The organism is Ruegeria profundi (assembly GCF_001507545.1).
GTDB classification, from domain to species: domain Bacteria; phylum Pseudomonadota; class Alphaproteobacteria; order Rhodobacterales; family Rhodobacteraceae; genus Ruegeria; species Ruegeria profundi.
The window spans coordinates 105191-129625 of the sequence record NZ_LQBP01000009.1; the positions used below are offsets into that span (position 1 = coordinate 105191).

Annotated in this window: 20 protein-coding genes, 1 tRNA gene and 1 pseudogene; 10 read left to right on the forward strand and 12 right to left on the reverse strand. The window is 59.1% G+C overall.

Annotated features, from left to right (window positions below):
• The first annotated feature begins 84 nt into the window (after nt 1-84).
• Nucleotides 85-912: a LysR family transcriptional regulator gene (locus AVO44_RS16740; protein WP_068339326.1), complete on the forward strand. Its 828-nt coding sequence runs from the start codon at nt 85-87 to the stop codon at nt 910-912.
• Here the strand turns inward: AVO44_RS16740 and lptF are convergent.
• Together lptF and AVO44_RS16750 are read right to left on the reverse strand one after the other, a co-directional pair.
• Nucleotides 909-2048 carry an LPS export ABC transporter permease LptF gene (gene lptF, locus AVO44_RS16745; protein WP_068339330.1) on the reverse strand — a complete coding sequence of 380 codons (1140 nt, stop codon included), beginning with the start codon at nt 2046-2048 and terminating at the stop codon, nt 909-911. The two genes, AVO44_RS16740 and lptF, sit on opposite strands and share 4 nt — an antisense overlap.
• Nucleotides 2049-2251: 203 nt before the next feature.
• A tRNA-Trp gene (locus tag AVO44_RS16750) sits at nt 2252-2327 on the reverse strand.
• Nucleotides 2328-2469: 142 nt separating this feature from the next.
• Between AVO44_RS16750 and AVO44_RS16755 the strand changes: the two genes are divergently transcribed.
• A complete protein-coding gene (locus AVO44_RS16755; RefSeq protein ID WP_068339337.1) occupies nt 2470-3177 on the forward strand; it encodes a lysophospholipid acyltransferase family protein in 708 nt (235 codons plus the stop codon).
• On the opposite strand, the gene AVO44_RS16760 is transcribed toward AVO44_RS16755, so the two are convergent.
• The 5 genes from AVO44_RS16760 to AVO44_RS16780 form a co-directional block, all read right to left on the reverse strand.
• Complete coding sequence (locus AVO44_RS16760; protein WP_068339341.1) at nt 3174-3419, reverse strand: MoaD/ThiS family protein; 246 nt, start codon at nt 3417-3419, stop codon at nt 3174-3176. The two genes, AVO44_RS16755 and AVO44_RS16760, sit on opposite strands and share 4 nt — an antisense overlap.
• On the reverse strand, nt 3412-5670 hold the full coding sequence (locus AVO44_RS16765; protein WP_068339344.1) for a xanthine dehydrogenase family protein molybdopterin-binding subunit: 2259 nt from the start codon (nt 5668-5670) through the stop codon (nt 3412-3414). The genes AVO44_RS16760 and AVO44_RS16765 overlap by 8 nt, the downstream gene beginning before the upstream one ends.
• Nucleotides 5670-6149 (reverse strand): (2Fe-2S)-binding protein, encoded by a 480-nt coding sequence (locus AVO44_RS16770; protein WP_068339347.1) that lies wholly within the window; start codon nt 6147-6149, stop codon nt 5670-5672. Before AVO44_RS16770 ends, AVO44_RS16765 begins: the two co-directional genes overlap by 1 nt.
• Nucleotides 6146-7012 carry an FAD binding domain-containing protein gene (locus AVO44_RS16775; RefSeq protein WP_068339350.1) on the reverse strand — a complete coding sequence of 289 codons (867 nt, stop codon included), beginning with the start codon at nt 7010-7012 and terminating at the stop codon, nt 6146-6148. The genes AVO44_RS16770 and AVO44_RS16775 overlap by 4 nt, the downstream gene beginning before the upstream one ends.
• A 126-nt stretch (nt 7013-7138) precedes the next feature.
• Complete coding sequence (locus AVO44_RS16780; RefSeq protein WP_068339353.1) at nt 7139-10354, reverse strand: reductive dehalogenase; 3216 nt, start codon at nt 10352-10354, stop codon at nt 7139-7141.
• Between the two features lie 76 nt (nt 10355-10430).
• Between AVO44_RS16780 and AVO44_RS16785 the strand changes: the two genes are divergently transcribed.
• Nucleotides 10431-11333 carry a LysR family transcriptional regulator gene (locus AVO44_RS16785; protein WP_068339356.1) on the forward strand — a complete coding sequence of 301 codons (903 nt, stop codon included), beginning with the start codon at nt 10431-10433 and terminating at the stop codon, nt 11331-11333.
• 12 nt (nt 11334-11345) lie between these two features.
• On the opposite strand, the gene AVO44_RS16790 is transcribed toward AVO44_RS16785, so the two are convergent.
• From AVO44_RS16790 to AVO44_RS16800, 3 genes are read right to left on the reverse strand one after another with little or no spacing between them, the layout of a single operon-like run.
• Nucleotides 11346-12617: an NAD(P)/FAD-dependent oxidoreductase gene (locus tag AVO44_RS16790; protein WP_068339359.1), complete on the reverse strand. Its 1272-nt coding sequence runs from the start codon at nt 12615-12617 to the stop codon at nt 11346-11348.
• Nucleotides 12618-12656: 39 nt separating this feature from the next.
• Nucleotides 12657-13691 (reverse strand): ACP S-malonyltransferase, encoded by a 1035-nt coding sequence (locus AVO44_RS16795; RefSeq protein WP_068339361.1) that lies wholly within the window; start codon nt 13689-13691, stop codon nt 12657-12659.
• Nucleotides 13688-15880, reverse strand: a complete 2193-nt coding sequence (locus tag AVO44_RS16800) for a dehydrogenase E1 component subunit alpha/beta (protein ID WP_068339363.1) — start codon at nt 15878-15880, stop codon at nt 13688-13690. The genes AVO44_RS16795 and AVO44_RS16800 overlap by 4 nt, the downstream gene beginning before the upstream one ends.
• Before the next feature lie 161 nt (nt 15881-16041).
• Between AVO44_RS16800 and AVO44_RS16805 the strand changes: the two genes are divergently transcribed.
• Nucleotides 16042-16941, forward strand: a complete 900-nt coding sequence (locus AVO44_RS16805) for a LysR substrate-binding domain-containing protein (RefSeq protein ID WP_068339365.1) — start codon at nt 16042-16044, stop codon at nt 16939-16941.
• Between the two features lie 160 nt (nt 16942-17101).
• On the opposite strand, the gene AVO44_RS16810 is transcribed toward AVO44_RS16805, so the two are convergent.
• Both AVO44_RS16810 and AVO44_RS16815 read right to left on the reverse strand, forming a co-directional pair.
• On the reverse strand, nt 17102-18259 hold the full coding sequence (locus tag AVO44_RS16810; protein ID WP_068339368.1) for an acyl-CoA dehydrogenase family protein: 1158 nt from the start codon (nt 18257-18259) through the stop codon (nt 17102-17104).
• A gap of 109 nt (nt 18260-18368) precedes the next feature.
• Complete coding sequence (locus AVO44_RS16815; RefSeq protein ID WP_068339371.1) at nt 18369-18932, reverse strand: TetR/AcrR family transcriptional regulator; 564 nt, start codon at nt 18930-18932, stop codon at nt 18369-18371.
• 257 nt (nt 18933-19189) lie between these two features.
• Here AVO44_RS16815 and AVO44_RS16820 point away from each other — a divergent pair, with 257 nt between their 5' ends.
• The 6 genes and pseudogenes from AVO44_RS16820 to AVO44_RS16840 form a co-directional block, all read left to right on the forward strand.
• Nucleotides 19190-19600, forward strand: coding sequence for a DUF1348 family protein (locus AVO44_RS16820; RefSeq protein WP_082677528.1), 411 nt, complete (start codon nt 19190-19192; stop codon nt 19598-19600).
• An 11-nt stretch (nt 19601-19611) separates the two neighbouring features.
• Complete coding sequence (locus AVO44_RS16825; RefSeq protein WP_068339377.1) at nt 19612-20232, forward strand: pyridoxamine 5'-phosphate oxidase family protein; 621 nt, start codon at nt 19612-19614, stop codon at nt 20230-20232.
• Between the two features lie 50 nt (nt 20233-20282).
• Nucleotides 20283-20444: a hypothetical protein gene (locus tag AVO44_RS21125; RefSeq protein WP_157770014.1), complete on the forward strand. Its 162-nt coding sequence runs from the start codon at nt 20283-20285 to the stop codon at nt 20442-20444.
• Nucleotides 20445-20542: 98 nt separating this feature from the next.
• On the forward strand, nt 20543-23020 hold the full coding sequence (locus tag AVO44_RS16830; RefSeq protein WP_068339380.1) for a heavy metal translocating P-type ATPase: 2478 nt from the start codon (nt 20543-20545) through the stop codon (nt 23018-23020).
• Entirely contained in the window at nt 23017-23406 is a 390-nt protein-coding gene (gene cueR, locus AVO44_RS16835) for a Cu(I)-responsive transcriptional regulator (protein ID WP_068339383.1), read from the forward strand. The genes AVO44_RS16830 and cueR overlap by 4 nt, the downstream gene beginning before the upstream one ends.
• Nucleotides 23407-23491: 85 nt before the next feature.
• Nucleotides 23492-24376 (forward strand): annotated as a pseudogene (locus AVO44_RS16840) (NAD(P)-dependent oxidoreductase); the annotation flags it as partial.
• Nucleotides 24377-24435: the final 59 nt, after the last annotated feature.

A 24435-nucleotide genomic window follows, 5' to 3' on the forward strand; every position in this document is an offset into this window, starting at 1 on the left:
AGTCTGCTGGCGACAGCATAATGCAGATCGAATACTCAAAAAAATGAATTGATTTTATCAGAACGATGAAAAAATACTTTCAGCATGCAACTCAAAGCAATTGAAACCTTTCTGTGCGTTGCTGATACGGGCGGTTTCCACGCCGCCGCGCGCAAAATGAACGTAACTCAGACAGCGGTCAGCGCGCGTATTCGGCAAATCGAAGAAGAAACCGGCAAGCCCCTGTTCACCCGCGGCGCAGGCGGTACCAACCTGACCGAATTCGGCAGGCAGTTCCGGCCCTATGCAGAGCAAATGGTGTCGCTGTGGTCTTTTGCAGCACGCGATCTGCCCGCGCAGACACAGAACCGAGTGGCTTTACGCCTTGGCGCACAACTGAGTATCTGGGACCCATTGCTGGTCGATCTTGCCGTGCAGTTTGAACAAAAGCTTGGCCAACTTCTGCTGACGCTGAACTTTGATCACGACCTGAATATGATCGACGCGGTTGCCACCCATGTTCTTGATGCCGCTCTCACTCACGAACAACCAAATGACTCGCGCATTGAATCACATGAACTGAACCCTGAGCGTCTGTTGCTTGTGAAAACCCCGGCTGCGGACGATCCCGTTTTCGTCAATCTGGAACTGGGCGAGGTCTATCAGGACCACGTGCGCTCTGCCGCGCGGCAGGCAGCCGGCCAAACCGTGTTCTTGGGGAACTGCCTGATGGCTTTGCGCTATGTTCTGCGGCGGGGTGGCACCGGTTATTTCCCCGAATACGTGATCAGAGACCACTTGCGTTCCAACGATCTGATCCCCGTGGCAGGCAGCGTCGACCTCATGCTGCCGCTCTACCTCGTGACGCGACGGGGCAGTTCCACCAGCAACGATATCCTGACCTGTCTGACCGACCTGCGTTCAGGATCCTAAACCTGCGCAACCGTGCCTTGCGTGTCCCGGTGGCGCCTTCGCATCAAGGGCCGCCCGGCCACCAACAAAAACAGGCACGAGATGCCAATGCCCATAGCCGCTGGCAGGTACAAAAGCATCCATAGCTGAGGTTCATCAATCACGACCGGGGAAACAAAGCCCCGAACGCCTTCAAGCAAAACGAGAATGGTGAAGGCCACAAGAACCTGCGGCCAGAGGCCAAAGCGTGAAAAGCTTCCCAACATCAGGGTTGCATAACCGACAAGCGCCACGGCGACGCAAATGGCAACCCATGAGAACCGCTGATGCAATTCATCGACCAATTCGCCCGTGGTAAAGCCCTCGGCCGTGCTAATCGCATCACGATCCCGCAGGAGTTCGATAGTTGGGATCGCCTCAAGGCTACGCTCGGACATTGTATTCGTGTTGGCAAGCGCGGAGATGTCATAAGACGCGTCTTCGAACAGGGTCGAAGACAAGGTTCGGTCTTGCCGATCCAGCCGCAGTGCGATTCCGTCCAGCATCACCAGGTGAATACCGGTTTCATTATTCACCAGATAGGCCGTTTTCGAGGAATAGCTGACTGGGTTCAGCGCGTCCCGCCGATCCGAGACAAAAACCTCGGACAGTGTACCATCCAGATCTATGCCACCGATATAGACCGTCACGCCGAAGGTAGGGTGCAGGAATTCCCCTTCGTTGAGTAGTTGCGCGGTCACGTCCCCGGCGACTTCTGCCTGACGCTGTTCAAGCTGCTCAACCGATGCCGGGCGCAGAAAGACGCTGATGACCGCCATCATCAGACCCGCCACAAGGCCGAACAGAAACACCGCACGCGCCAAACGCCAGGGGCTGGAGCCGGTGGCCAGCATCACCGTCATCTCGCTTTCGCGGCTGAGGCGGTTGGTGGCATAAACAGCCGCGGCGAAAACCGCCATCGGCATTACGGTCCGAATCAGCGTCGGCAGGGTCAGCGCCGAAAACTCAAGGAATACCATGGCGGACTGTCCGCCACTGATGACACGGTCAAACAGGCTGACGGATCGGGTAATCCAGAACACGCCGACCAGAACCAGTGTGAAAAAGCCAAACAGAATCAGCAATTGCCGCAGGAAATATCCGTCGAAGCGCGACATGGGTCCTCTTACGCGTGTTCGCAATACACGGAACCATATGCCATTCCGCCGCTGTAGGAAACCGAGATCGACCTATAGGCTGGCACCATTCCGGTTTTCTCTATGGAATGATTTTGCGCGGCAAGGAAGTTACTCGCACACCGCCAAAAAGCATAGCCCTGAGAGTTGACAGGCTGGCACCGATTTTTTGTGATTGGTTGAAATGGCAGGGGCAGCAGGGTTCGAACCCGCGACCTACGGTTTTGGAGACCGTCGCTCTACCAACTGAGCTATACCCCTAAGATGCGCCTCAGATATGCCAGCCGCGCGGCGGACTCAAGAGGCTTTTTCAGATTCTGCCCGACTTCTGCATGTGACAAACAAGTTGCGCCGCGCGTTGAGTTCTATAAGACACGGTTCGGTCAGCACGAGGGACCAATCTGTGAGCATCCGCAAAAAGATCGCCGACAGCGAAGCCGTTCTGAACTGGGCCGCGCGCCGGATTGCGGGCTATATCCGGCTGGTCAATCGCAACACCAGTTGGCAGCGTATCGGCTATGAAGACCTGGACCAGCTTGTTGAACAGGGTGAACCTGTCATCGTGGTGCTGTGGCATCAGCGACTGGCGCAGTCGCCCTATTTCTTTCCGCTGGATAAAGGGCGCATCTGCTCGATCACCTCATCCGCGCGGGCGGGCAGTATGGTGGGGCGGGTGCAGAAACTGTTCGGCATGGACACGATCGCCATGGCCAGCAAACACAAAAGCAATGTTGCTGTGTCGCGCGAAGTTCTGGGCAAGATGAAAGAGGGGATTTCCATCGGGATCGCCGCAGACGGACCACGCGGACCTGAACGGGTACTGTCCACGGTGCCTCTGGTTTGGGCGCGCACCTCGGGCAAACGCATTTTCGGGATCACGTTTTCTGCGCAGCATGCCAAAGAAGCCGGGACATGGGACCGTTTGCTGTTGCCGCGCCCGTGGCGGAACAAAGGTGTTTTTCTGTGCCGGGAATGGACGGAAACCGTACCGCGCAAAGCGTCAGACGAGCAGATCGAAGAGCTGCGCCTCAGCCTTGAGCAGCATATGAACGACATCACCGCCGAAGCCGACCGTATGGTCGGCCGCGAGCCGTGGTCGCCAAAGGCTTAGCCGCCTCGCAGCCGCTGCATAAGATAGACTTCGCTGCCTTCGGGGATGGTTTCCGTCAGCCCGCTGGCAATAACGCGGCCGTCGATCGCTATTGAGACGCCCGCATCAATCGGCCCTTGCAGTTGCGGATGCGCCCTTACCAGCTCGCGAAGCAACTCACCGGTGGTTTTGGCCTCAACCTCCACCACCTGCTGGCCCCCGGTCAAAGACCGGAGACCGGACCAGAGGTGGACTTCAACCATTATTGTCCTTGAGCGCGGCCAGAATGCGTGGCGGCGACATCGGCAGTTGCTTCATCCGAACGCCCGCCGCGTTGGATACCGCGTTGGCAATGGCGGCCAAGGGTGGCACGATGCCCGTCTCGCCCACGCCCCGCACACCAAACGGATGGCCGGGGTTTGGCACTTCGACGATAACCGTGTCGATCATCGGCAAGTCACTTGCGACCGGGATGCGATAGTCAAGGAATATCGAGTTCTGCAGTCGACCGTCTTCGCCATAGATGTATTCTTCATTCAGCGCCCAGCCGATGCCCTGCGCGGCACCGCCTTGAAACTGACCCTCGACATAGGTCGGGTGAATCGCCTTGCCTGCATCCTGAATCACAGTGTAGCGCGTGATCGAGGTTTTGCCGGTTTCCGGATCAACCTCAGCATCGACGATATGGGTGCCAAAGGACACGCCCGCACCTTCCGGGGTGGCCTCAAAATGGCCCGAGATCGGACCCCCGGTGCGGCCCATATCGGCCGTAATATCCGCCAGTGGCATCGGATCGAAATCGCCCGCGTTTGGCCCAGAAGGCACCGCGCAGCCATTTTCCCACTTCACCGCTTCAACCGGAATATCCCACTTGGCTGCCGCGCGTTCGCACAGTTTCTCGACCGCGTGTTTCGCGGCCTTGATCGTCGCCAGACCCGACGCGTATGTCACGCGCGAGCCGTGTGAGACGTCGTTATAGCCCAGCGTCGCGGTGTCGGCGATGGTCACGCGGATGTTTTCGTAGGGAATGCCCAACACTTCAGCCGCCATCAACGCCATAGAGGCGCGCGAACCGCCAATATCAGGCGTGCCGACCATCAACTGCGCCGAGCCATCCTCGGACAGTGCCAGTGAAACAGACGTCTCACCACCATGGTTGAACCAGAACCCGCACGAGATTCCGCGCCCCTGCCCCGGTTTCAGCGGTGCCGTGTAATGGGGATGCGCCTTCGCGGCCTCAAGCGTTTCAACCAGACCGATCCGCTCATAACGCGGGCCATAGCTGGCCTTTGTACCCTCATGAGCCGCGTTTTTCAGGCGGACGTCAACGGGGTCAAGGCCCAGCTTCTTGCACAACTCATCAATCACGGATTCCACCGCAAACGCCCCCATGGGCGCACCCGGCGCGCGGTAAGCGGCCTGTTTTGGCCGGTTCGACATGACGTCATAGCCAATCTGCTTGACGTTGGTCAGGTTGTAAGGCGCAAATGCACACATCGCGGTCATGTCACCCGGCGCACCCGGGAACGCCCCACCCTGAAGGCGAAACACGCCCTGAGCCGCCGAAATCGTACCGTCCTTCTTCATGCCGATTTTGACATCCATCGAGGCAGACGCGGTCGGGCCGGTTGCCCGGAAGACTTCGGACCGGGTCATGACGATCTTGACCGGACGGTTGGCCTTGCGGCTGAGCGCCAGCGCGACAGGCTCGATAAACACGGTTGTCTTACCGCCGAAGCCACCGCCAATTTCCGAGGCCGTCACACGCAGTTGCGACGTCTCGATTCCCAGCAATGCAGCGCAGGTTTTTTGCGCAATCCAGTGGCCCTGAGTGGTGCACCACAGCTCCCCCTTGCCATCATTGCCCAGCATGCCGAGACAGGCGTGTGGTTCGATGTAGCCTTGGTGGGTCGCCTCAGTGACAAAGCTGTCTTCGATGATCAGGTCAGCCTCGGCAAAGCCCGCCTCAACATCACCGTGGCCGCTTTCGTGATAGCGAACGACGTTTGGGTGCATTCCTTCGGGGACAGAGTAATCTGCCGCACCTTCGCGGATCACCGGCGCATCGGGGGCCATCGCCTTGTCAACATCCGTGACGTGCGGCAGGACCTCATATTCAACCTCAATCAGCTTTAGCGCATCACGTGCCGCCAGCGCAGAGGATGCCGCCACAGCCGCCACCGCATGCCCGTCATACAAAGCCTTTTCGCCCGCCATGACGTTTTCCAGAACGTTCCAGAATTCACCTTCCAAACCGGGTTTGAAAGGCACGTCAGCGAAATCTGCGCGGGTGACGACGGCTTTGACGTCCTTATGCGCCTCGGCCTTCGATGTGTCGATCTTTACTATCCGCGCATGCGCATGAGGCGACCGCAGGATCGCACCGTGCAACATACCGGGCGCGGACATATCCGCCCCGAACTTGGCGCGACCTGTGACCTTGTCCAGCCCGTCAGGACGGTCGGGACGGGTGCCAACGAATGTGAATTCGGATTTGCGATCGTCGAGCGCCATTACGAAGCCTCCCGCAGTTCTTCCGCCGTTTCCATCACGGCGCGAATGATCTTGTCATAACCGGTACAGCGGCAAAGGTTTCCCGCCAGCCAATACCGGGTTTCTTCCTCGGTCGGGTTGGGATTCTTTTCCAACAGCGATTTGGCCGCCACCAGAATGCCCGGCGTGCAGATACCGCATTGAAGCGCGGCATGTTCGATGAACTTCTTCTGCAGCGGATGCAGGATGTCGCCGTCCGCTATGCCCTCGACGGTTTCGATACTCTTACCGTCCGCTTCGACACCCAGCACCAGGCAGGAACAGACCAGACGACCATCAACAGTAACCGAGCAGGCACCACAATCGCCGGTGCCGCACCCTTCTTTTGCGCCGGTCAGGTTCAGCTTGTCGCGCAGGCAGTCCAACAGGGTTTCGCGCGGATCACACAGGAATTCGACCGTGTCTCCGTTGACGGTGGTGGATACGTGGAGCTTGCTCATGCTTGTTCTCCCTTGGCGCGGGCATAGGCGATTTTCGCGGCGCGCTTGGCCAGAACGCCAGCGACCTCGGTGCGAAATGCGATCGTGCCGCGCTTGTCGTCTATTGGATTGCAGGCGGCAGAGGCCGCAGCGGCCAACGCATCCAGCGCGGCGTCATCCAATGCGCTGCCAATGATGGCCTTGGCGCAGTCTTCGACCAGCAGAACGGTCGGCGCGACCGCCCCCAACGACACGCGGGCTTCGGTGATTATGTCCCCGTCTAGACGCAGGTTCACAGCAACACCAACGACGGCGATGTCCATCTCGGTTCTCGGGATGAAGCGTAGATAGGCGTCGCCGCCATTCTCACCTCGCGCGGGGATATTGATCGCCGAGATTACCTCACCCTTTGCCAGCGACGTTTTACCGGGGCCGGTTGGAACGTCTTCTACAGCCACCTCGCGGTCTCCACTCGGCCCAGTCACCGTGACAGTCACGCCCGCCGCAATCATTGCCGGCACCGAATCCGCCGCCGGTGAGCCATTGCACAGGTTGCCGGTCAGCGTTGCGCGCCCCTGCACCTGCGTTGATCCAATCAGGTCCATCGCTTCGACCAGACCGGGCCAGTCACGGCCAAGATCGGCATGCTCGGTCATCTCGGCACCGGTGGCGGCAACACCCAGCGTCCAACTGCCATCGGCGTTACGGGTGATGTCGTGTACACCGTCGATTTTCTTGATGTCGATCAGCGTATCAGGCGTCACAACGTCCGAGCGCAGCTGCACAAGAACATCTGTGCCGCCCGCCAGAAACCGTGTGATGCCCGTCGCGTTCGCGGCCAGAGCCGACGCCTCGGCAAAGCTGGCTGGGCTGTGATAGTTCATGAATTTCCTCGCACCTGTTAATCAGGGTTCACTGGGTCCAGAGGGACGTTAGAACAGCAAGCTACCGGCGTCCATGGCAGGAACGACCAAATCTTGCGTTACAGAATGTCGTTTCCAAACCTTGCGTCAAAGGTCAAGCTCTATCACGCCATCCGGCTGTGCTGCTCGGCTCTGACACAGGATAACTGCGCTTTCGCGTTGTTTGTTGGACAGTACAAAATCGCGGTGTTCGATTTCACCGGATAACACACCGCATTTGCACACACCGCAAATACCGTCTGCGCATTTTACATCCACGTGAATACCTGCATCGTTCAGGACCTGTGCCGCATCTTTGTCGGCAGGCACCTTCAATTCCCGGCCCGATTTCGCCAGTTTCAGAATAAACGGATGGTTTTCATAGTCCGGCTGTTCCGGAACCGAGAAATACTCCAGATGTCGCGCATCCTCGGGGAAGCCCTGCCGGTCTGCGGCCTGCATCACACCGTCCATGTAACGGTCCGGGCCGCAGGTATAGACGTGCCAACCCGCCCGGTAGCCCGACAGGATTTGATCCAGATCGGCCCGTGTCCCCTCGTCCGAGACGTGGAAGTGCACGCGATCTGCCCAGGGCATCGCGGCCAGATCGTCCAGATAGCCAGCGCCGGCGCGGGTGCTGGCGGAATAGTGCAGCTCAAACTCTTTTCCCAAACTGTGCAAACGGTGGGCGAAGGCGATCATAGGGGTGATACCGATTCCACCGCCCATCAGGAAGGTCTTGGTGGCCGTCTCATCCAACTCGAAATGGTTGATGGGTTTCGAGATGAAGACCTTGCGCCCTTCGGTGAAAATCCGGTGCAGCAGGGCTGAACCTCCGCGCCCTTCATCCTCGCGCAAGACGCCGATTTGATAAACGGACGGATCAGACGGATCGCCGGACATGGAATACTGCCGCAGGAATTCCGGGGCGACCAGCACGTCCAGATGTGCTCCAGCGGTCCATGCGGGCAACGGTGTGCCATCAAGGGTGGAGAATTCGTATTTGGTCACATCCGCTGTCATCTTGTCGACCTTGGAAACGGCAACCCTCATGACTGGCGCGTCCCCGGCGATGGTATAGCGGTGGATGACCGACAAATCTCCGGCTGCCTTACGGGCTTTGTACTCCTCGGCTGTCACCATCGCCTGATACGCGGCAATCCCGGCCTCTCGGTCCATGGCAAATGGATAGGGCCACGGGTGCGGTGCCAGATAGGCGGGATACACAGCCAGTGTCTGGTCCTCATATTTCAGATCCAGATCCTTTTGCAGATCACGCCGGTTTAGCGGGTGGGTTGTCGGGCGGTATGACCCGTCTGGCTGAAGCTCGATATCCCACCACCATTTCTTTGTGTCGTTCAGACCACCATTCCCAACGGCATCGTCCAGCCGCGCCAAAGCAGGTGCAGCCTGCGGAATGTTCATGGCCGCCCAGCGGAAGGGACGTTCCTTGAAGATGCCCTCAAGGTTCCAGGGGCATGTCTTCATGCACCGGCCGCACATCGCCCCACCCGGTGTGGTCACACGGTACGTCGCGCATTTCTGGCTATCGGACTTCCAGATTTCATAGCCGTTGAACATAAGTTTCGGCCCGGCAGTGATCGCGCCCGAAGGACATTCCCGCGCGCATTTGTTGCAACTTTCGCAAAAGCTCTGCAAACCAAAGTCGATCGGTTTGTCGTGCGCCACTGGCATATCGGTCGTGACCGCACCGGATTTCAGGCGTGGGCCAAGATAGGGGTTCAGAATGACCTCTCCGATCCGGCTGACCTCACCCAACCCAGACAGCAGCAGCAGGGGCGGTTGCAACACCTCTCCGTCCATCACGGTATGAGCTTTGGCCTTGTACCCAAGGTTGCGGATCTGCTGCGCGATCACCCCGCCCAGAAGCGAGAACCGCAGATAGGCGCGCATGGATTGGGCGACGCTGATCCAGTCGTCACCGCTGGCGCCTTCCATCGTTTCATACCCCTGGTCGATGATCATGCTGATGGCCTGATCATGAGGTGGAATGATCTCTTCCCCCGCGGCATCGTGGGAATACCACGCCCATTGCGGACATCGGCTGAGACCCACGGCGTCGACGCCCAAGAAATAGGTTGCTGCCTTGATATTCGCTGCGTTGCGTTCGGCGTCAGACGACGGGCGCGTGGTGTCCGCACTCTCTCCGTCCTGCAGCAGAACAAATGCGCCCAGCGCGCGGCGCTGTGCAAAACTGGGGGCGGCTTTGCGTACGTAATACCCGCCCTTGGCGGCGTTCTGTAACGGCTTGCCCATGTCACCGAACTGCGCGCGGGCGAACATATCCGCGCGCTTGGGGACGCGCGCAACATTTTCTTCGTCGATATAGGTTGTTGGCCTGTCAACACGCTTGAGCTTTTCGAACGGATGCGCCCCATCCACATAGCGCCGCTTGGCATAGGGGTCGCGATTCAGCGCGTTCTTGGCAAAGCCTGCCCCCACCCACCACGCTGGCCCCTGCGTGCGAAACCACGGCTGTTGCGCCATGGGCTGCAAAGGTTGATCATGCGCGATGTCCATCTCGGTCGACACGGCGGCCAGTCCGAACCGTTTGCCTAGCCACGGGGCGACGATGTCGTCACCCTCGACCGAGGTGAGACCCGCCGCCACAGCCAGCCGGCCCAGATCAACCTCGGACGACATCACCGTGTGCGCCCGCGCGTCAAAGCCCAGCAAGCGGATATAATTTGCGATCACCACCGCGTTTTCAGCGGCCAGCAAACAGGCACGGTGATCCTGCGCGTCCATGATCCATTCGGCTCCGGGCTCGTCCGGGTCCGGGTCGCGGTTGTGTTCGTACAGGAAGACGATGGCATGCTTATGTGCGTCCATCGGCCTAGGCGCGGCCTCCATGCTTTCCTTCAGGTCGGCCATGATCAGATCAATCCCCGAGGCCAGCGTCTTGGTCTGCCGCGTTTTCAAGGCGTGCGCCAAACGGTCGATATCAGGGTTGCGGCGCGGTTCCGACAACAACGCCTCGGGCGGAACGGGACCACACCCCATCATGGACGCGTCGTTGAAGTAGCCAAACGCCTTGAGGTGATTGGAGCGTTCGGACGGGTCTTGCGGAATCTCCGAGACGACCGGGTTCACAAACCCATCGCGGATCGTGTCCAGCATCGCCTGAAACTCACCCATCGCGTTGACGATACTATGCGGCTGATCCGGTCGGTGAAAACTAAGCTCTGGCATAACGCGCGCATGAGACAGGTCTGGCATATGGGCCTGTCGCGCCAACCGCTCTAACGGATACTGGCCCATATGGACCGGCCGGTTCTTGTCCGAGAAAAAGCGGACCCCCATCGCGTGCCTCCTGCTTGCTGAATGTCACCTAATGCGCCATGAACAGTAAATCCACTCATGAATAGTCATAGACGGTATGAGCAAAATTGATTTCACTGACCTGGACGGCAAGGTCCTGCGCACATTCCTGATCATTCTTCAGGAAAGCTCTGTTTCAAAAGCCGCCGATCGGCTTGGCGTGACGCAATCGGCGATCAGCCACACGCTGGCCAAGTTGCGGCGGGTGCTGGGTGATCCCCTGTTTGTACGTTCGGGTCACGGGTTGATGCCAACCGAGCGCGCCTTGTCGCTGAAAGAGCCGGTACAGATTGTGTTGGACGGGATGCGGGGCCTGACCGATGACCGCCCGTTCGACCCGCTGGCAGAAGAAATTAACATCCAGATCGCAGCCAACGACATGCCGCGCGAGCTAATTTTTCCATCGCTGTTGCAAACGACTCGGCGCGAAGGCGTGCGCCTGCGGTTGAGTTTTATTCCGTCGGGTGTTCCCCATGCGGACCTGCTGCGCAATGACCGGTGCCAGTTGATGTTGACCCCGCTGCCGCCAGACGGGCCGGATATCTTTCAGAAACGCGTTCTGATCAGTCCACTCATGATCTATTACGACGCCGATCAGCGCAGCCCGCCTGACAGTTGGCGCGCCTATTGTCAGGCAGATCATGTCGAGGTGCGCTTTGCCGACGGGCGCAGTTCCCGCGCAGTAATGCGCGGTGTGGATCAAAGCCAGATCAGGCCACCTACCGTCATTCTTCCACATTTCAACGCCATCCCGTCATTTGTGAAAGGCAGCGACCTGATCTCAACCGACACGGCGCTTATGAAACGCGGGCCGCTGGCGGCGCTGGAGTGTGCCCCACTGCCGTTCGAATGTGAGCCCGTTGCGATCTACATGGTGTGGCATCAGCGCTCAGCCAATGATCCGGCCCATCGCTGGTTGCGCAATCGGATCGAGGCTATCGCGGGCACGCTTCAAGAGTGAGCGCGCGGCTAGTCAGAAGCGCGTTTTGACAAAATGCATCAATGTGGCACCCGCCTCGAAATAGGCACGGCGCAGGCCGGTCCAGTTTTCGCGATATTCTGATGCCACAGGCACGGGCAGCTTGGACAGGTCGTTTTGCAACAGGCTCTCGGCCATCAATCGGCCAAACGCGGTGCCGGGCGCAATTCCGCGACCGGAATAGCCGTGCACAGACAAAGCACTGGGACCGATTTGCGTGATCTTGGGGATGTGGTCCAAGGTCATGGCAATCCTCCCGTGCCAGCCCTCAGTCAGCGGCTGCGCTGCAAGCTGCGGATAGAGCACGGCAAGTTTGCGCCTGATCCATGCCGTATGCACGGAACGGCCTGCATGCCCCAGATCACCCATGGCTCCGATCACCAAGCGTCCTTCGGCATCCAGACGGAAAGAGGTCATGATCAGCCCGGTGTCCCAACACCCCTCACCCCCCGGCAAGATACCCGCGCGCAATTCTTCCGGCAGAGGAGAGGTTGCAAATTGGAAATAGTAAATTGGCACGTAGTCCGGGGATGAGGTCGTAAGACCCTGATGATACGCGTTGGTAGCCTGGATCACGGATTTGGCGCGGACTTTACCCTGCTGCGTTTTTAGCGTCCAAATCCCTCGGTCGAATTGCATGGTTTCAACCTGGCAGTGCGAAATAATTTGCGCCCCTGCCCCAGCAGCGGCACGGGCCAGACCACGGACGTAGCCAAGCGGTTGGATCGTACCGGCGCGTGGATCGAACAACGCTCCGTAGAATGCCGCGCTACCGGTACGTTGCGCCGCTTGTGGCGTCGACAGCAGTTCAACCGGTGCGCCGGTCGCACTGAGTTGTCCCTGGCGCTTCTGCAAGTCACGCAGCCCTGAAGCAGAATGTGCAAGGTTCAGTGTCCCGTTGCGCACGGGCGCGCAGTCGATGCCGTTTTGTTCGATCAGGTCAAAAACCTCTGCCGGAGCCGCTGCCAAAAGGGCGATCAGGCGATCCCCGGCTTCATCACCCAGACGCGCTCGAATATCAGCAGGCGGCAACCAAAGCCCGGCATTCACCAATCCAACGTTTCGACCTGACCCGCCATGGCCGATATCCTGCGCCTCAAGCAAGCACACTGAAGCCCCGGAGCGCGCCGCCGTCAATGCCGCGGAACACCCAGTGTAGCCGCCGCCGATCACGGCCAGATCAACCGTCAGATCATCGGTCAGGGGGTGGCTTTCCACATGCTCTCGGCAGGTTTTCAACCACAGGGATTGGTCGTGGTCAGGCACGCTGAACTCCTTGAATTGGCACGGATCATCAGGGCTGGATCAGCCGGTGACAAGTGCCCTTTGATCCGCGCGACCCATTGATATCAGGAAGGGCTCTGCCTCTTGCAGCGCCTGAAAAGCCGGTTTGTCGGACATCCCGCGCCAATCACCCAGAACCAGAGACTGCGCCACCGCCCCGCCCAAAGTCGCGCCGGGGCCGGTGACGATGAACAGGTCTGGTGCAAACTCGCGCGCGGCCGTCTGAACGGCGCGCGTAAAGTCATATGCTTCAGTCACTTGATGGCCAAGCGTATAATCCCAAAGCGCCCGCTTATCCGTCGCGCCCGGCCACCAGATTTTGCCGCGCCCGTCGATCAGCGGAAGGTCAGGCTGACCAAACATATCGGGGCTCAGCCGCGATCGGCCTTTTTCTGCAACCGGTGTCTGCAATGAGGTGTGGAATGCCGCGTGGTTGGCAAGCCGCATCGGAAAGCGATCCTGCACCGTGGGGTGCGCGGCCTCAAAGGCCTTCAGCCCCGCCTCATTCCCGGCAAGCACCAGCATCCCGCCCAAATCAATGGATAAGGCCAGATCACACCCGTCGGTTGCGTCTATATCCGCCACATGTGCCAGAAGTTCGGCCTTTCGGGTGGCATCCGCCTGCCAGGTGTCGCCAACGAACGGATAAACCAATTGCCCGCCGATCAACTGCTCTTGCATCAGCGTTCCCATTGTATTCACAACACGAAACCCGTCTTGCGGCGACAACGCGCCACCCGCCGCCAGAGCAATGTACCAGCCCATCGAATTGCCCGTGACAGCGACCACCTCGATATCATCGCCCAGCGCCTGCGCATCCGCCAGCGATGCCGCATAGATCAGGGGTGAGGCCACATCCCCGCGAGAATACTTGCTCACCGTATAACGATCCGCACCATCAAGCGCAGTCACGGTTTCTTGCCCTGCCTCGGCGCGAATGGCGTCGAAGCTGTGAAACAGGTCCATCCGCTGCGCGTGATGGCGGTGCAGATAGCCAAGTTCGGGCTTGTTGTAAGTGCCCCGACCGGGACAGATGACAACGGCGGTTCGGGTCATACGCGGCCTCCGGTTAGCTTAAGCGCGGCAGCAACGATGCCGTCCTTGGAGGGTAACGGGGCGGCATAGGCCGGGCCGGTTGCGATAAAACTATCCTCGGCCACGACACGCGCGATTGGGGTGGATGGGTTTTCTTCCGTAAAGAAGGTCATCAGCGCCTCGGACTGACTGCCGGTTCGACGGCATTCATCGACGATCAGGACATGCGCGCAGGGCTTTATGGCCGCGCGCAGAGCATCAACCGGTAACGGCGCAAGCCAGCGCAGGTCGATAATGCGGGCTTTTATACCGGCCGCTTCCAGTTCAGGCAGCGCCTGCTTGGACAAGTAATGCCCATTGCCATAGGTCACGATGGCCAGATCGTTTCCGTCTGCGTGCACGCCTACCTCTCCCAACTCTATACGTCGATCCGCCGAGGGGTAGGTCGTCATCCATCCACCATCCTGCGCCTCATGCAGGTCGCGCATCGGATAAAGGGCGATGGGCTCCAGAAACACCACAACCCGCTGCTCCTCACGTGCCAGCCGCACGCATTCACGCAGCATCCGGGCGGCGTCCGCACCGGTCGATGGGCAGGCGATGACCACACCGGGAATGTCGCGCAGCACGGCCAGAGAGTTGTCGTTGTGGAAATGCCCACCGAACCCCTTCTGATAGCCCAGCCCGGCAATCCGCAGCACCATCGGGTTGGTGAACTGCCCGTTCGAAAAAAACGGCAAGGTCGCGGCCTCGCCCCGGATCTGATCTTCGGCATTGTGCAGATAGGCAAGGAATTGGATTTCGGGGATCGGGATGAACCCGTTGTGACCCATACCAATCGCCAGACCCAGAATGGACTGCTCATCCAGCAGTGTGTCGATCACCCGGTCCGGGCCAAACCGCTGTTGCAGTTTCTGGGTTACGCCGTAAACGCCGCCCTTGCGACCAACGTCTTCGCCCATGCAGACAATCTCTGGGTGTTCCAGCATCAGATCGGTCAGAGCCCAGTTGATGAGGCGGCTCATGGGTTGTGGGTCGTCCATCGCGCGCATGTCTCCGCCAAATGCCTTTGCGCGCGCCTCAGGACTTGGGCCGTTGGTCGGTTTACAGACGCGTTTTGGTGGGATCAGGCTGGCCATCACCTCGGCGGCATTGGCCAGATGCGGGCGTTTTGCTGCCTGCGCCGCAACACGATCGGTGCGCGCACAGGTGTCCTCGTAAATTTTCAGCGCCTGCTCGGGCGACAGCGCGCCTGCTTGATCCAGAAGGCGGACCGAGTGCAGCAGAGGATCATTGTTCTCATCGGCCTCGACCTCCGCCTTGGAAAGATAGGTGGTCGGAACATCCGCGCCAGCATGGCCGTAAAGCCGTACGGTTTTCAGGTGCAGGAACGCGGGCTTTCGGCGCGTCCGCACATATTCGGACGCCTCACGCGCAACGGCATAGGTTTCATAGATGTCCAGCCCGTTGGCCTGAAAGTACTTTATCCCCGGTCGATGCTCCATCGATGCCTGTATCCAGCCTTTCGGGGTTTTGACCGAGATACCGATCCCGTTATCTTCACACACGAACAGCAGGGGCAACGGTGTCGACTGCACACTGGTCCAACCGGCGGTGTTGATCGCCCCTTGGGCCGTCGAATGGTTGGCTGATGCGTCCCCAAAAGAACAGATCGCAATCCCATCCTCTGGCAACTCCCGATGCTCGGGGTCATGCCTCCGGGCCGCACCCAGACTATAGGCCGCGCCAACCGCCTTGGGCAGATGACTGGCGATTGTTGAGGTCTGCGGTGGGATCATCAACGCTTTGGACCCCAGCACCTTGTGCCGTCCGCCCGAGGTCGGGTCTTCTTTCGAGCATGCGAAACTCAGCAGCATGTCCCAGGCAATCTGCTGGCCGGGCACCTGTTCGGCCCGGGCGATCTGGAACGCAGCGTCCCGGTAGTGAAGAAATGCTATGTCCGTGGGGCGCAGCGCATGCGCGACCGCGGCCATCCCCTCATGCCCGGATGAGCCGATCGTGTAAAACCCCTGCCCCGCTTTTTGCATTGCGCGGCTGGTGCGATCCAATGCCCGGCTGAGGACCTGAGATCGATAAAGTGATACTGCATCCGGGTTGGTCAGACCCGGCCTTGGGGCAACTCCGTCCGGGAAATCGCGTTTTGCGACACGGGTCAGGAAGTTTTCGTGAACGATCTGAGCGCGATCCATGGCCTGTCCCCCGGTCTACTACGGCATGAGTACGGCAATTCTATCTTGGATACCGCCTGCATTCTCAACCGGCCAGCCAAAAGAAAAACCTGTGTTTGTATCGGGCTGGCACCCGGCAATTGCCAGTGATATTCCATTCGAAAGGTATGAGGATTCATCATATGATTGCCCCCCGTCGGTTTCTGCCTTCGATCCCTTCTTTGCTCGCCCTCGAGGCGGTCGACCGCCTTGGCAGCGCCTCAGCCGCCGCCGAAGAGCTATCGCTGACACAAAGCGCGATCAGCCGGCAACTCAAGTCGATGGAGGAACAGTTGGGTGTGGATCTGATCCAGCGCAGCCAGATGCGTCTGCATCTGACCCCGGCAGCGAAAGAATATGTACAAGTCGCCCGGACTGCTCTGAACCAGCTGGCGCAGGCGTCACTGAAACTCAAGGCCAACCCGACCGGCGGGTCCTTGAATCTGTCGATCCTGCCCGCATTTGGCATGCACTGGCTGGCCCCGCGTCTTCAGGATTTCGCCCGCCGCCACCCCGAAGTCACCGTGAACCTGAATACAAGGCTTCGGCCTTTCGATTTCGAATCTGAGCGTTTCGACGCAGCAATTCACTTTGGTCAACGGGACTGGGCCGGGGTAAACTACCTTCCGATAATGCGCGAAGATGTGCTGCCGGTTTGCTCACCCGAACTGTTGCCCGATGACGCGGATGACATCGACTGGCTGACCACCGCCCCTCTGCTGCACCTTGAGACACGCCCGGACGCCTGGGAAAGATGGTTTGCCGCGCAGGGGCGCATGGTGAGCGGAATACATGGCATGTTGTTCGATCAATTCTCGACCATGGGGCAAGCCACCATCCACGGGCTGGGCGTAGCGCTGCTGCCCAGCTACCTGATCGAGGCCGATCTTGCAGCAGGACGGCTCGTTCCCGCATGGCATGGTCCGGGCGTCAGTCTTGGGAATTTCTATCTTGTCTGGCCACAATCCCGCGCCGAATCCGAACCTCTCCGCTCGTTCCGCACCTGGCTGCAAGGTCAGATTGATAAGGCCGTGGTCTCGTAAATCAAAGATCGCCTAAAACACTGCGCGGCCTTCGGCCTTGCGTCCTGCGGACAGCAGGTGGGCCAGACAGGCGCGTGCTTTGCCCGCGTCTGCCCGGCCCAACGGGAGGAGATGTTTCGCAAGAAACAGTGACGACGGGCGGGAGCACCACCCGGCTCAATCAAGTATCCAAGGACCGGGCGATAAGCTCTTTCATGATTTCGTTCGTACCGCCGTAGATCATCTGAACGCGCGCATCCGCATAAAGGCGAGCAATCGGGTATTCCATCATGTAGCCATAGCCACCAAAGAGCTGAAGGCACTCATGCATGATCTCATTCTGCACCTCCGACCCCCAGTATTTCACCATCGACGCCGTCGCTGCATCAAGCACTCCGGCCTCAAGCCGCGCGATGCAATCATTGACAAAGCTGCGCAGGACCTCTGCCTTGGTTTTGCATTCTGCCAGTTTGAACCGGGTGTTCTGGAAATCCATCACCCGCTGCCCGAAGGCCTTGCGCTCTTGCGTGTATTTCACCGTCTCGGCAATTGCAAAATCAATCGCACCCAGCGCGCCGATGCCGATAGTCAGACGTTCCCAGGGCAATTGGCTCATCATCTGATAAAAGCCCTGACCCTCCTCCGCGCCCAGCAGATGGGTCATCGGAACCTTCACGTCCTCAAAGAAAAGCTCGGCGGTGTCATTGGCTTTCATGCCAAGTTTCTTCAGGTTACGCCCCCTGCGGAAACCCTCGGCACCTTCGGTTTCGACGGCGATCAGCGAAACACCCTTGGAACCCAGCGTCTTGTCGGTCTTACACGCCACAAGGATCAAATCCGCAGATTGTCCATTGGTAATGAAAATCTTGGACCCGTTTAAACGGTAGGAGTTGCCATCCTTGTCAGCAGTCGTACGAATGGCCTGTACATCCGAGCCGGTTCCGGGCTCAGTCATGGCCAGTGCGCCGACCATCTCACCTGATGCGAGTTTCGACAGCCATTTCGCCTTTTGATCCTCGCTGCCGTAGGCATTGATGTAATGGACGACAATAGACTGGATCGCGTATCCCCAGCCAGAGTCGCCGTGCGAAGACTGCGCGTACATCGTGACAGCATCAAAACCGATTCCGCCCCCTACACCGCCATAGGCTTCGGGAATCGCACCGGCCATCAGGCCCATATCACCGGCCTTGCGCCACATGTCGCGGTCCACCGCTCCGTTTTCGATCCAGCGGTCGATATTGGGAACCAGTTCATCTTCCATGAAGCGGTCTGCCATTTCGGTGAACATTCGGTGTTCGTCGGTCACCCAACTTGCGGTCGCGGTAAACAGCGTCATACGGCTTTCTCCCCAAAATCTTGTTGCGGTCAAATTAGCGTTGAAGGCGGCGCAATCCAATCCAACCAACGCCCGGAAACGCAACGTTCTTTCAGAGATATTAGCCGGTTCAGGCCAGGGCGGCGTTCAGCAAAACCTCTGCAGCGGCCTTGGCATGCTGCGCCGGTTCATAGGACTTCAGAAAAACCGCCGTCACAATTGCGCCTTCCTGCAACAGAAAAATCTGGCAGGCCAGGTCGTCCGGGTCGCGCGCCCCGGTCTTGCGCGCCAGGTCAGTCAAATAATTCAGAATAATTTTCTTATGCTCAGCCGATTGCTTGTGGATCGGATGAGCCACATCCTGAAACTCTGCTCCGGCCTTGATGAACATACATCCGCGATATTCTTTCTCGTGGAACCACTCGTTCAACGCGTCAAAACTGGCAAGCAATTGACCGGCAGGCGTGTCCGCAAGCTCGTTCATACGGCGGAAAAGGTTTTCGCAAAACTCTTCATCACGCAATTTCAGAACCGCGAGAATCAGGTCCTCTTTGGTTCGGAAGTGTTTGTACATCGAGGTTTTGGACACACCCGTTTCAACCACAAGTTTATCCATGCCAGTGGCGTGAAAGCCGTACCGATAAAAAACCTTCAAAGCCTTCCTAACCAGTTCATCGCGTTTGTTTGGGCGCATTTACGGGCTCCTGAGTGTACAGATCAGTACATAATACGCTAGGGCCGTTTAGACAACCTTCAAGGGAACACGGAAATACATCCAAATAAGACTTGCAAAGGTTTACCGATCTGTACATATTAATACCAGGATGTACCGATCTGTTAACCTTGGAGCGATCAGATGAGACGACATGCCAGCCTTTTCTCCCCTCAATACGTCCCCTTTCTGCTGACCGTCGCCATGATTGCCGCCGCACTCACATAAAAGACCACAGGATGACTCGCCCCCCTCTCCCCCCCTCCACGTGGGACGGTGCCATGCAAAGGGTTCGCATGGCAGCAACCGCGTGGAACGGCCGCGATGCGGATGTGGTGACACCGGATGTTACGGACGACAGTGAACTGGGAAACCGGACCGAATTCCTAAGCGTGCACAAGGCCGCCCAAGCCCTTTTGCCCCGCGTTTGGAACACGGAACAAGACGACCGGTTGATCAAGGAACTGTGGGACAATTCCGGTAACCGCATCGCGGCACGTATTCTTTACGAGTTGCCCGGTAAGAACGAACAGCGGTTAAGGCATTGCGGCAGTGAAGAGTGCGAACTTGCTGCGAAGGGCCGCCCCCACCACTGGACGCAAAATCCCAGACCCGAAGACCGCCCCAGCTTTCATGCGCTGGGTCACTAAAAGGAAACTACATGCCGCGCGCTTTCTCGGAACTCACCTTCACTCCCGCCGTCCGGGCGCATCAGGAAAGGATGGGCTCGGCCAGAACCTACGCAAAGTTCATCGAGGGTGGCCCGCAACAGGGTCACCAGATCGGTGCGGCAGAAAAGGCATTTATCGAAGCGCGCGACGGGTTTTACCAGTCTACCGTTTCTGAGACGGGTTGGCCCTATGTCCAGTATCGCGGCGGGCCGGTCGGGTTTCTCAAAGTTCTGGGTCCGCAGACAATCGGGTACGCTGATCTTTCGGGAAACAAACAATATATCTCGCGCGGGAATCTGGACGGCAATGACCGCATTGCCCTGATCCTGATGGATTATGCCAACCAGCAGCGCCTCAAGATTCTTGGACGCGTGGAATTCACTGAAGGCGAAGCTGCGGCGACCAGCCTCTATCCCGAGGGGGCTGAAACCCCCGCCGAACGCGCTGCCATTATTCGGGTCGAAGCCTTGGATTGGAACTGCCCGCGCCACATCACGCCTCGGTTTACCGAAGACGAACTGCGCCCTCACCTGAATGCGCTTGGACAGCAACTGCAGCAACTTCAGGCCGAGAACGAAAAACTAAAGCAACAACTGGCACAACGGTCCTGACCCCGTCACGCCTTCGGGAAACGGCCACAACAGACAAAAGGAGCCTCATCATGCTGCGTTCTGCGATAAATGTCGCCAGCCTCTTTCTGATTGGATCGTTGCTGACGGTGGCTGCCCTGATGGTTGCGTTCTTTGCCTCACCCGAAGCGGTGCGCACATCGCCGCCCATTCTGTATGACTCACTGTTGCTCGACCAACTGACACAGAAATAATCCGCAACCACATTTGACAGAAAACTGACGCGGCCCCTTGACCTTCCCGTGACTGGAACCCCCATGTGGAGGGTGAACGTGACAATAGGATGAGTCGGATGGCCGCGCCGCAAACAACGCAATTAAAAATCTCCGGTATGGGCTGCGCCTCTTGCGTGGGGCGGGTGGAGTCCGCATTGCAGACTGTGCCCGGTGTGTCCGGCGCATCGGTCAATTTCGCGACGGAAACCGCTCAGGTCACCCATGACGGTCAGGTCAGCGCCTTGATTGATGCGCTGTCGGGCGCGGGCTATCCTGCGGCAACGCGGCAAACGACCCTGAAAGTCGACGATATGAGTTGCGCCTCGTGCGTGTCGAGGATCGAACGCAGCCTAAAGGCCGACCCGGCCGTGATTGACGCCCGTGTCAACCTGGCTACGGAAAGCGCCCAGATTACCTTTGTTGAAGGGGCAACAGAACCGCAAGCCCTCGCGCAACGTTGTAAGGATGCAGGGTATTCGGCGCGCGTGGCAGAAGGTACCGATATCCAGACTGATAACGCCAAATCCGAAGAAGCCCGCGCGCTGAACCGGTCTACGATAATTGCCGCCGCGCTGGCCTTGCCTGTGTTCGTACTTGAGATGGGCGGCCACATGATTCCGGCATTCCATCACTGGATACACTTGACCATTGGCACTCAAAACAGCCATTTGATCCAATTTGCGCTGACATCGGCGTTATTGCTGGGGCCGGGGCGTGTGTTCTACGAAAAAGGCATCCCGTCCCTGCTGCACAGATCACCGGATATGAACGCGTTGGTGGCGCTGGGGACCGGGGCGGCTTACCTGTTCTCGGTCACCGCAACCTTTGCGCCGCAGATCTTGCCGGAAGGCAGCGCCAACGTATATTTCGAGGCCGCCTCGGTCATCGTCGTCCTCATCCTTTTGGGCCGCGCGATGGAGGCCCGGGCGAAAGGCCGGACCGGGGCCGCGATCCGCAAGCTGGTGGGGCTTCAGCCCAAGACTGCGCGGGTCGAGGTGGAAGGCGCGTTTGTTGATCGTCCAATCGCTGACATCTCGATCGGTGATACCCTGCAAATCCGTCCCGGTGAACGGGTGCCCGTGGATGGCGACGTGCTGGAAGGCTCCTCTTATGTTGATGAAAGCATGATAACGGGTGAACCTATTCCCGTCGGAAAAGAGCGCTCGGATCAGGTCGTCGGCGGCACTGTAAACGGGACCGGCGCATTGCGGGTCCGCGCCACGCGGGTCGGGGCTGATACAGTGTTGGCCCAGGTGATCCGCATGGTGGAACAGGCGCAGGGGGCCAAGCTGCCGATCCAGGGGCTGGTCGACCGAATAACCGCGTGGTTCGTGCCAATCGTAATCGCCATATCGCTGTTGACGCTTGTGGTTTGGCTGGTCTTTGGCCCCGCACCGGCGCTGCCAATGGCGCTTGTAACCGGAGTTTCCGTTCTGATCATTGCCTGCCCCTGCGCGATGGGGCTTGCAACACCAACCTCGATCATGGTGGGAACCGGACGCGCGGCAGAGCTTGGGGTCCTGTTCCGCAAGGGCGACGCGTTGCAACAGTTGCAACAGGCCAGAGTGATCGCGCTGGACAAGACCGGAACCTTGACACTGGGGCGGCCCGAGCTGGAGCATGTGTCCCCTGTCAACGGATTTGACCGCGAGGACGTCCTGCGATTGGCTGCCGCGGTCGAAGCCCGGTCAGAGCACCCCATTGCCACGGCAATCACTCGCGCAGGACCAGCGGATTTGCCGACAGTGTCGGAATTTGAGTCCCTGACCGGGCTGGGCGTCCGGGCCAAGGTCGCAGGGCGTGACCTGCTGATCGGCTCGCCCCGCCTTATGGCTCAGAACGGCATTGATCTGGCCGCATTGACGGCGGAGGCCGATCTTAGGGCCAGCGAAGGGGCGACCCCCCTGTTTGTTGCCATTGACGGTAAGGCGGCGGCGCTGCTGACGGTATCGGACCCGATAAAACCCGGTACACGGGACGCGCTGGAACGGCTGCACGCGATGGGTCTGAAGCTGGCGATGATAACAGGCGACAACGCACGTACTGCACAGGCGTTGGCAGACAAGCTTGGTATCGACGATGTCACGGCCGAGGTTCTGCCAGATGGCAAGTTGGCCGCAATCACTGCGTTGCGCGACAGGTTTGGTGCACTGGCTTTTGTCGGCGACGGGATCAACGACGCCCCGGCGCTGGCAGCGGCAGATGTCGGTGTGGCCATCGGCACCGGCACTGATGTTGCGATTGAAACAGCGGATGTCGTTCTGATGTCCGGCGATCTTCGCGGCGCAGCCAATGCGGTTGAAATCAGCCGCCGCACGATGCGCAACATCCGCCAAAACCTCGGTTGGGCCTTTGGCTACAACATATTGCTGATCCCTGTGGCCGCTGGGGTGCTGTACCCGCTCAGCGGACAGCTTTTGTCACCCGCGTTAGCCGCCGGGGCGATGGCGTTGTCCAGCGTTTTCGTGGTGTCCAATGCGTTGCGTCTACGTCGTGTCCGGGCCACCTTACCCGTGGCAAAACAGGGCCAAGCCTCGCAAGCGGTGACGACATGAATATTGGAGACGTTGCAACCCAAACCGGCCTGCCCGCCAAGACCATCCGGTATTACGAGGATATCGGTCTGATCAAACCCCTGCGCGACGAAAACGGCTATCGTCGATTTCGCGAACAGGATGTGCACAAACTGAATTTCCTGGGCCGCGCCCGCGCACTTGGGTTCACGATCGAAGATTGCCGCACCCTGCTTGCACTCTACGAGGATGAAACCCGGGCCAGCGCGGATGTCAAAAAGGTTGCCCGCGCGCATCTGGCACAGATCGAAGCAAAGATTTCCGACCTGAACGCCATGCGCGACACGTTGGGGCACCTGATCGACGCCTGTGCTGGCGATGACCGCCCCGATTGTCCTATCCTGCAGGATTTGGGCGGCAAGCCATAACGCGGGGTTGCTCTTTGCGCGTGGCTTTGATTTGTCTCGGGCAGAAAATCTAGCCTGCTGAACAAGATGGGCTTCGGATAGCAAAGAGGATCAACAAATGGCAAAAGTCGCGTTTTTGGGTCTGGGTGTCATGGGTTATCCCATGGCCGGGCACCTTCAGGCCGCCGGTCACGACGTAACCGTGTACAACCGCACGACCGCGAAGGCCGAAGCCTGGGTCGCGGAACACGGCGGCTCCATGGGCAAAACGCCAGCCGAGGCCGCCCAGGGTGCTGAGATCGTTTTTGCCTGTGTCGGCAATGATGACGATCTGCGCGCTGTGTGCACGGGCGAGGCAGGGGCTTTTGACGCCATGGCAGAAGGCGCGATTTTTGTCGATCACACCACGGTTTCTGCGCAGGTTACGCGGGATCTCTATGCTCAAGCCAAGGCACAGGGGCTGGCGTTTGTGGACGCCCCGATATCCGGCGGTCAGGCCGGGGCCGAGAATGGGGTTCTGTCGATCATGTGCGGTGGTGATCAGGCGACCTATGAGGCGGTAGAGCCGGTGATGGCGGTTTATTCGAAAATCTGCCGGCGGATTGGCGAAAGCGGTGCCGGGCAGCTGACCAAGATGTGTAATCAGATCGCCATCGCGGGCGTGGTTCAAGGTCTCAGCGAAGCGTTGCACTTTGCCGAAAAGGCCGGGTTGGACGGCCGCGCGGTGATTGAGGTCATCAGCCAGGGGGCCGCTGGAAGCTGGCAAATGGTTAATCGGCACGAGACGATGCTGGACGACCATTTCGACCATGGCTTTGCAGTGGACTGGATGCGCAAGGATCTTGGAATTTGCCTGGATGAGGCAAACGAGAACGGCGCGTCTCTGCCGCTGACGGCGCTGGTCGATCAATTCTACAAAGACGTGCAGAAGCTGGGCGGTGGACGGTGGGATACGTCCTCGTTGATCAAACGGCTGCGCGCTGTGAGGTAATGGCACTCGGGGCGGCAAGGCCCCTGTAGTGCTCAAGGTAAGGTTCAGGGCCAAAAGAG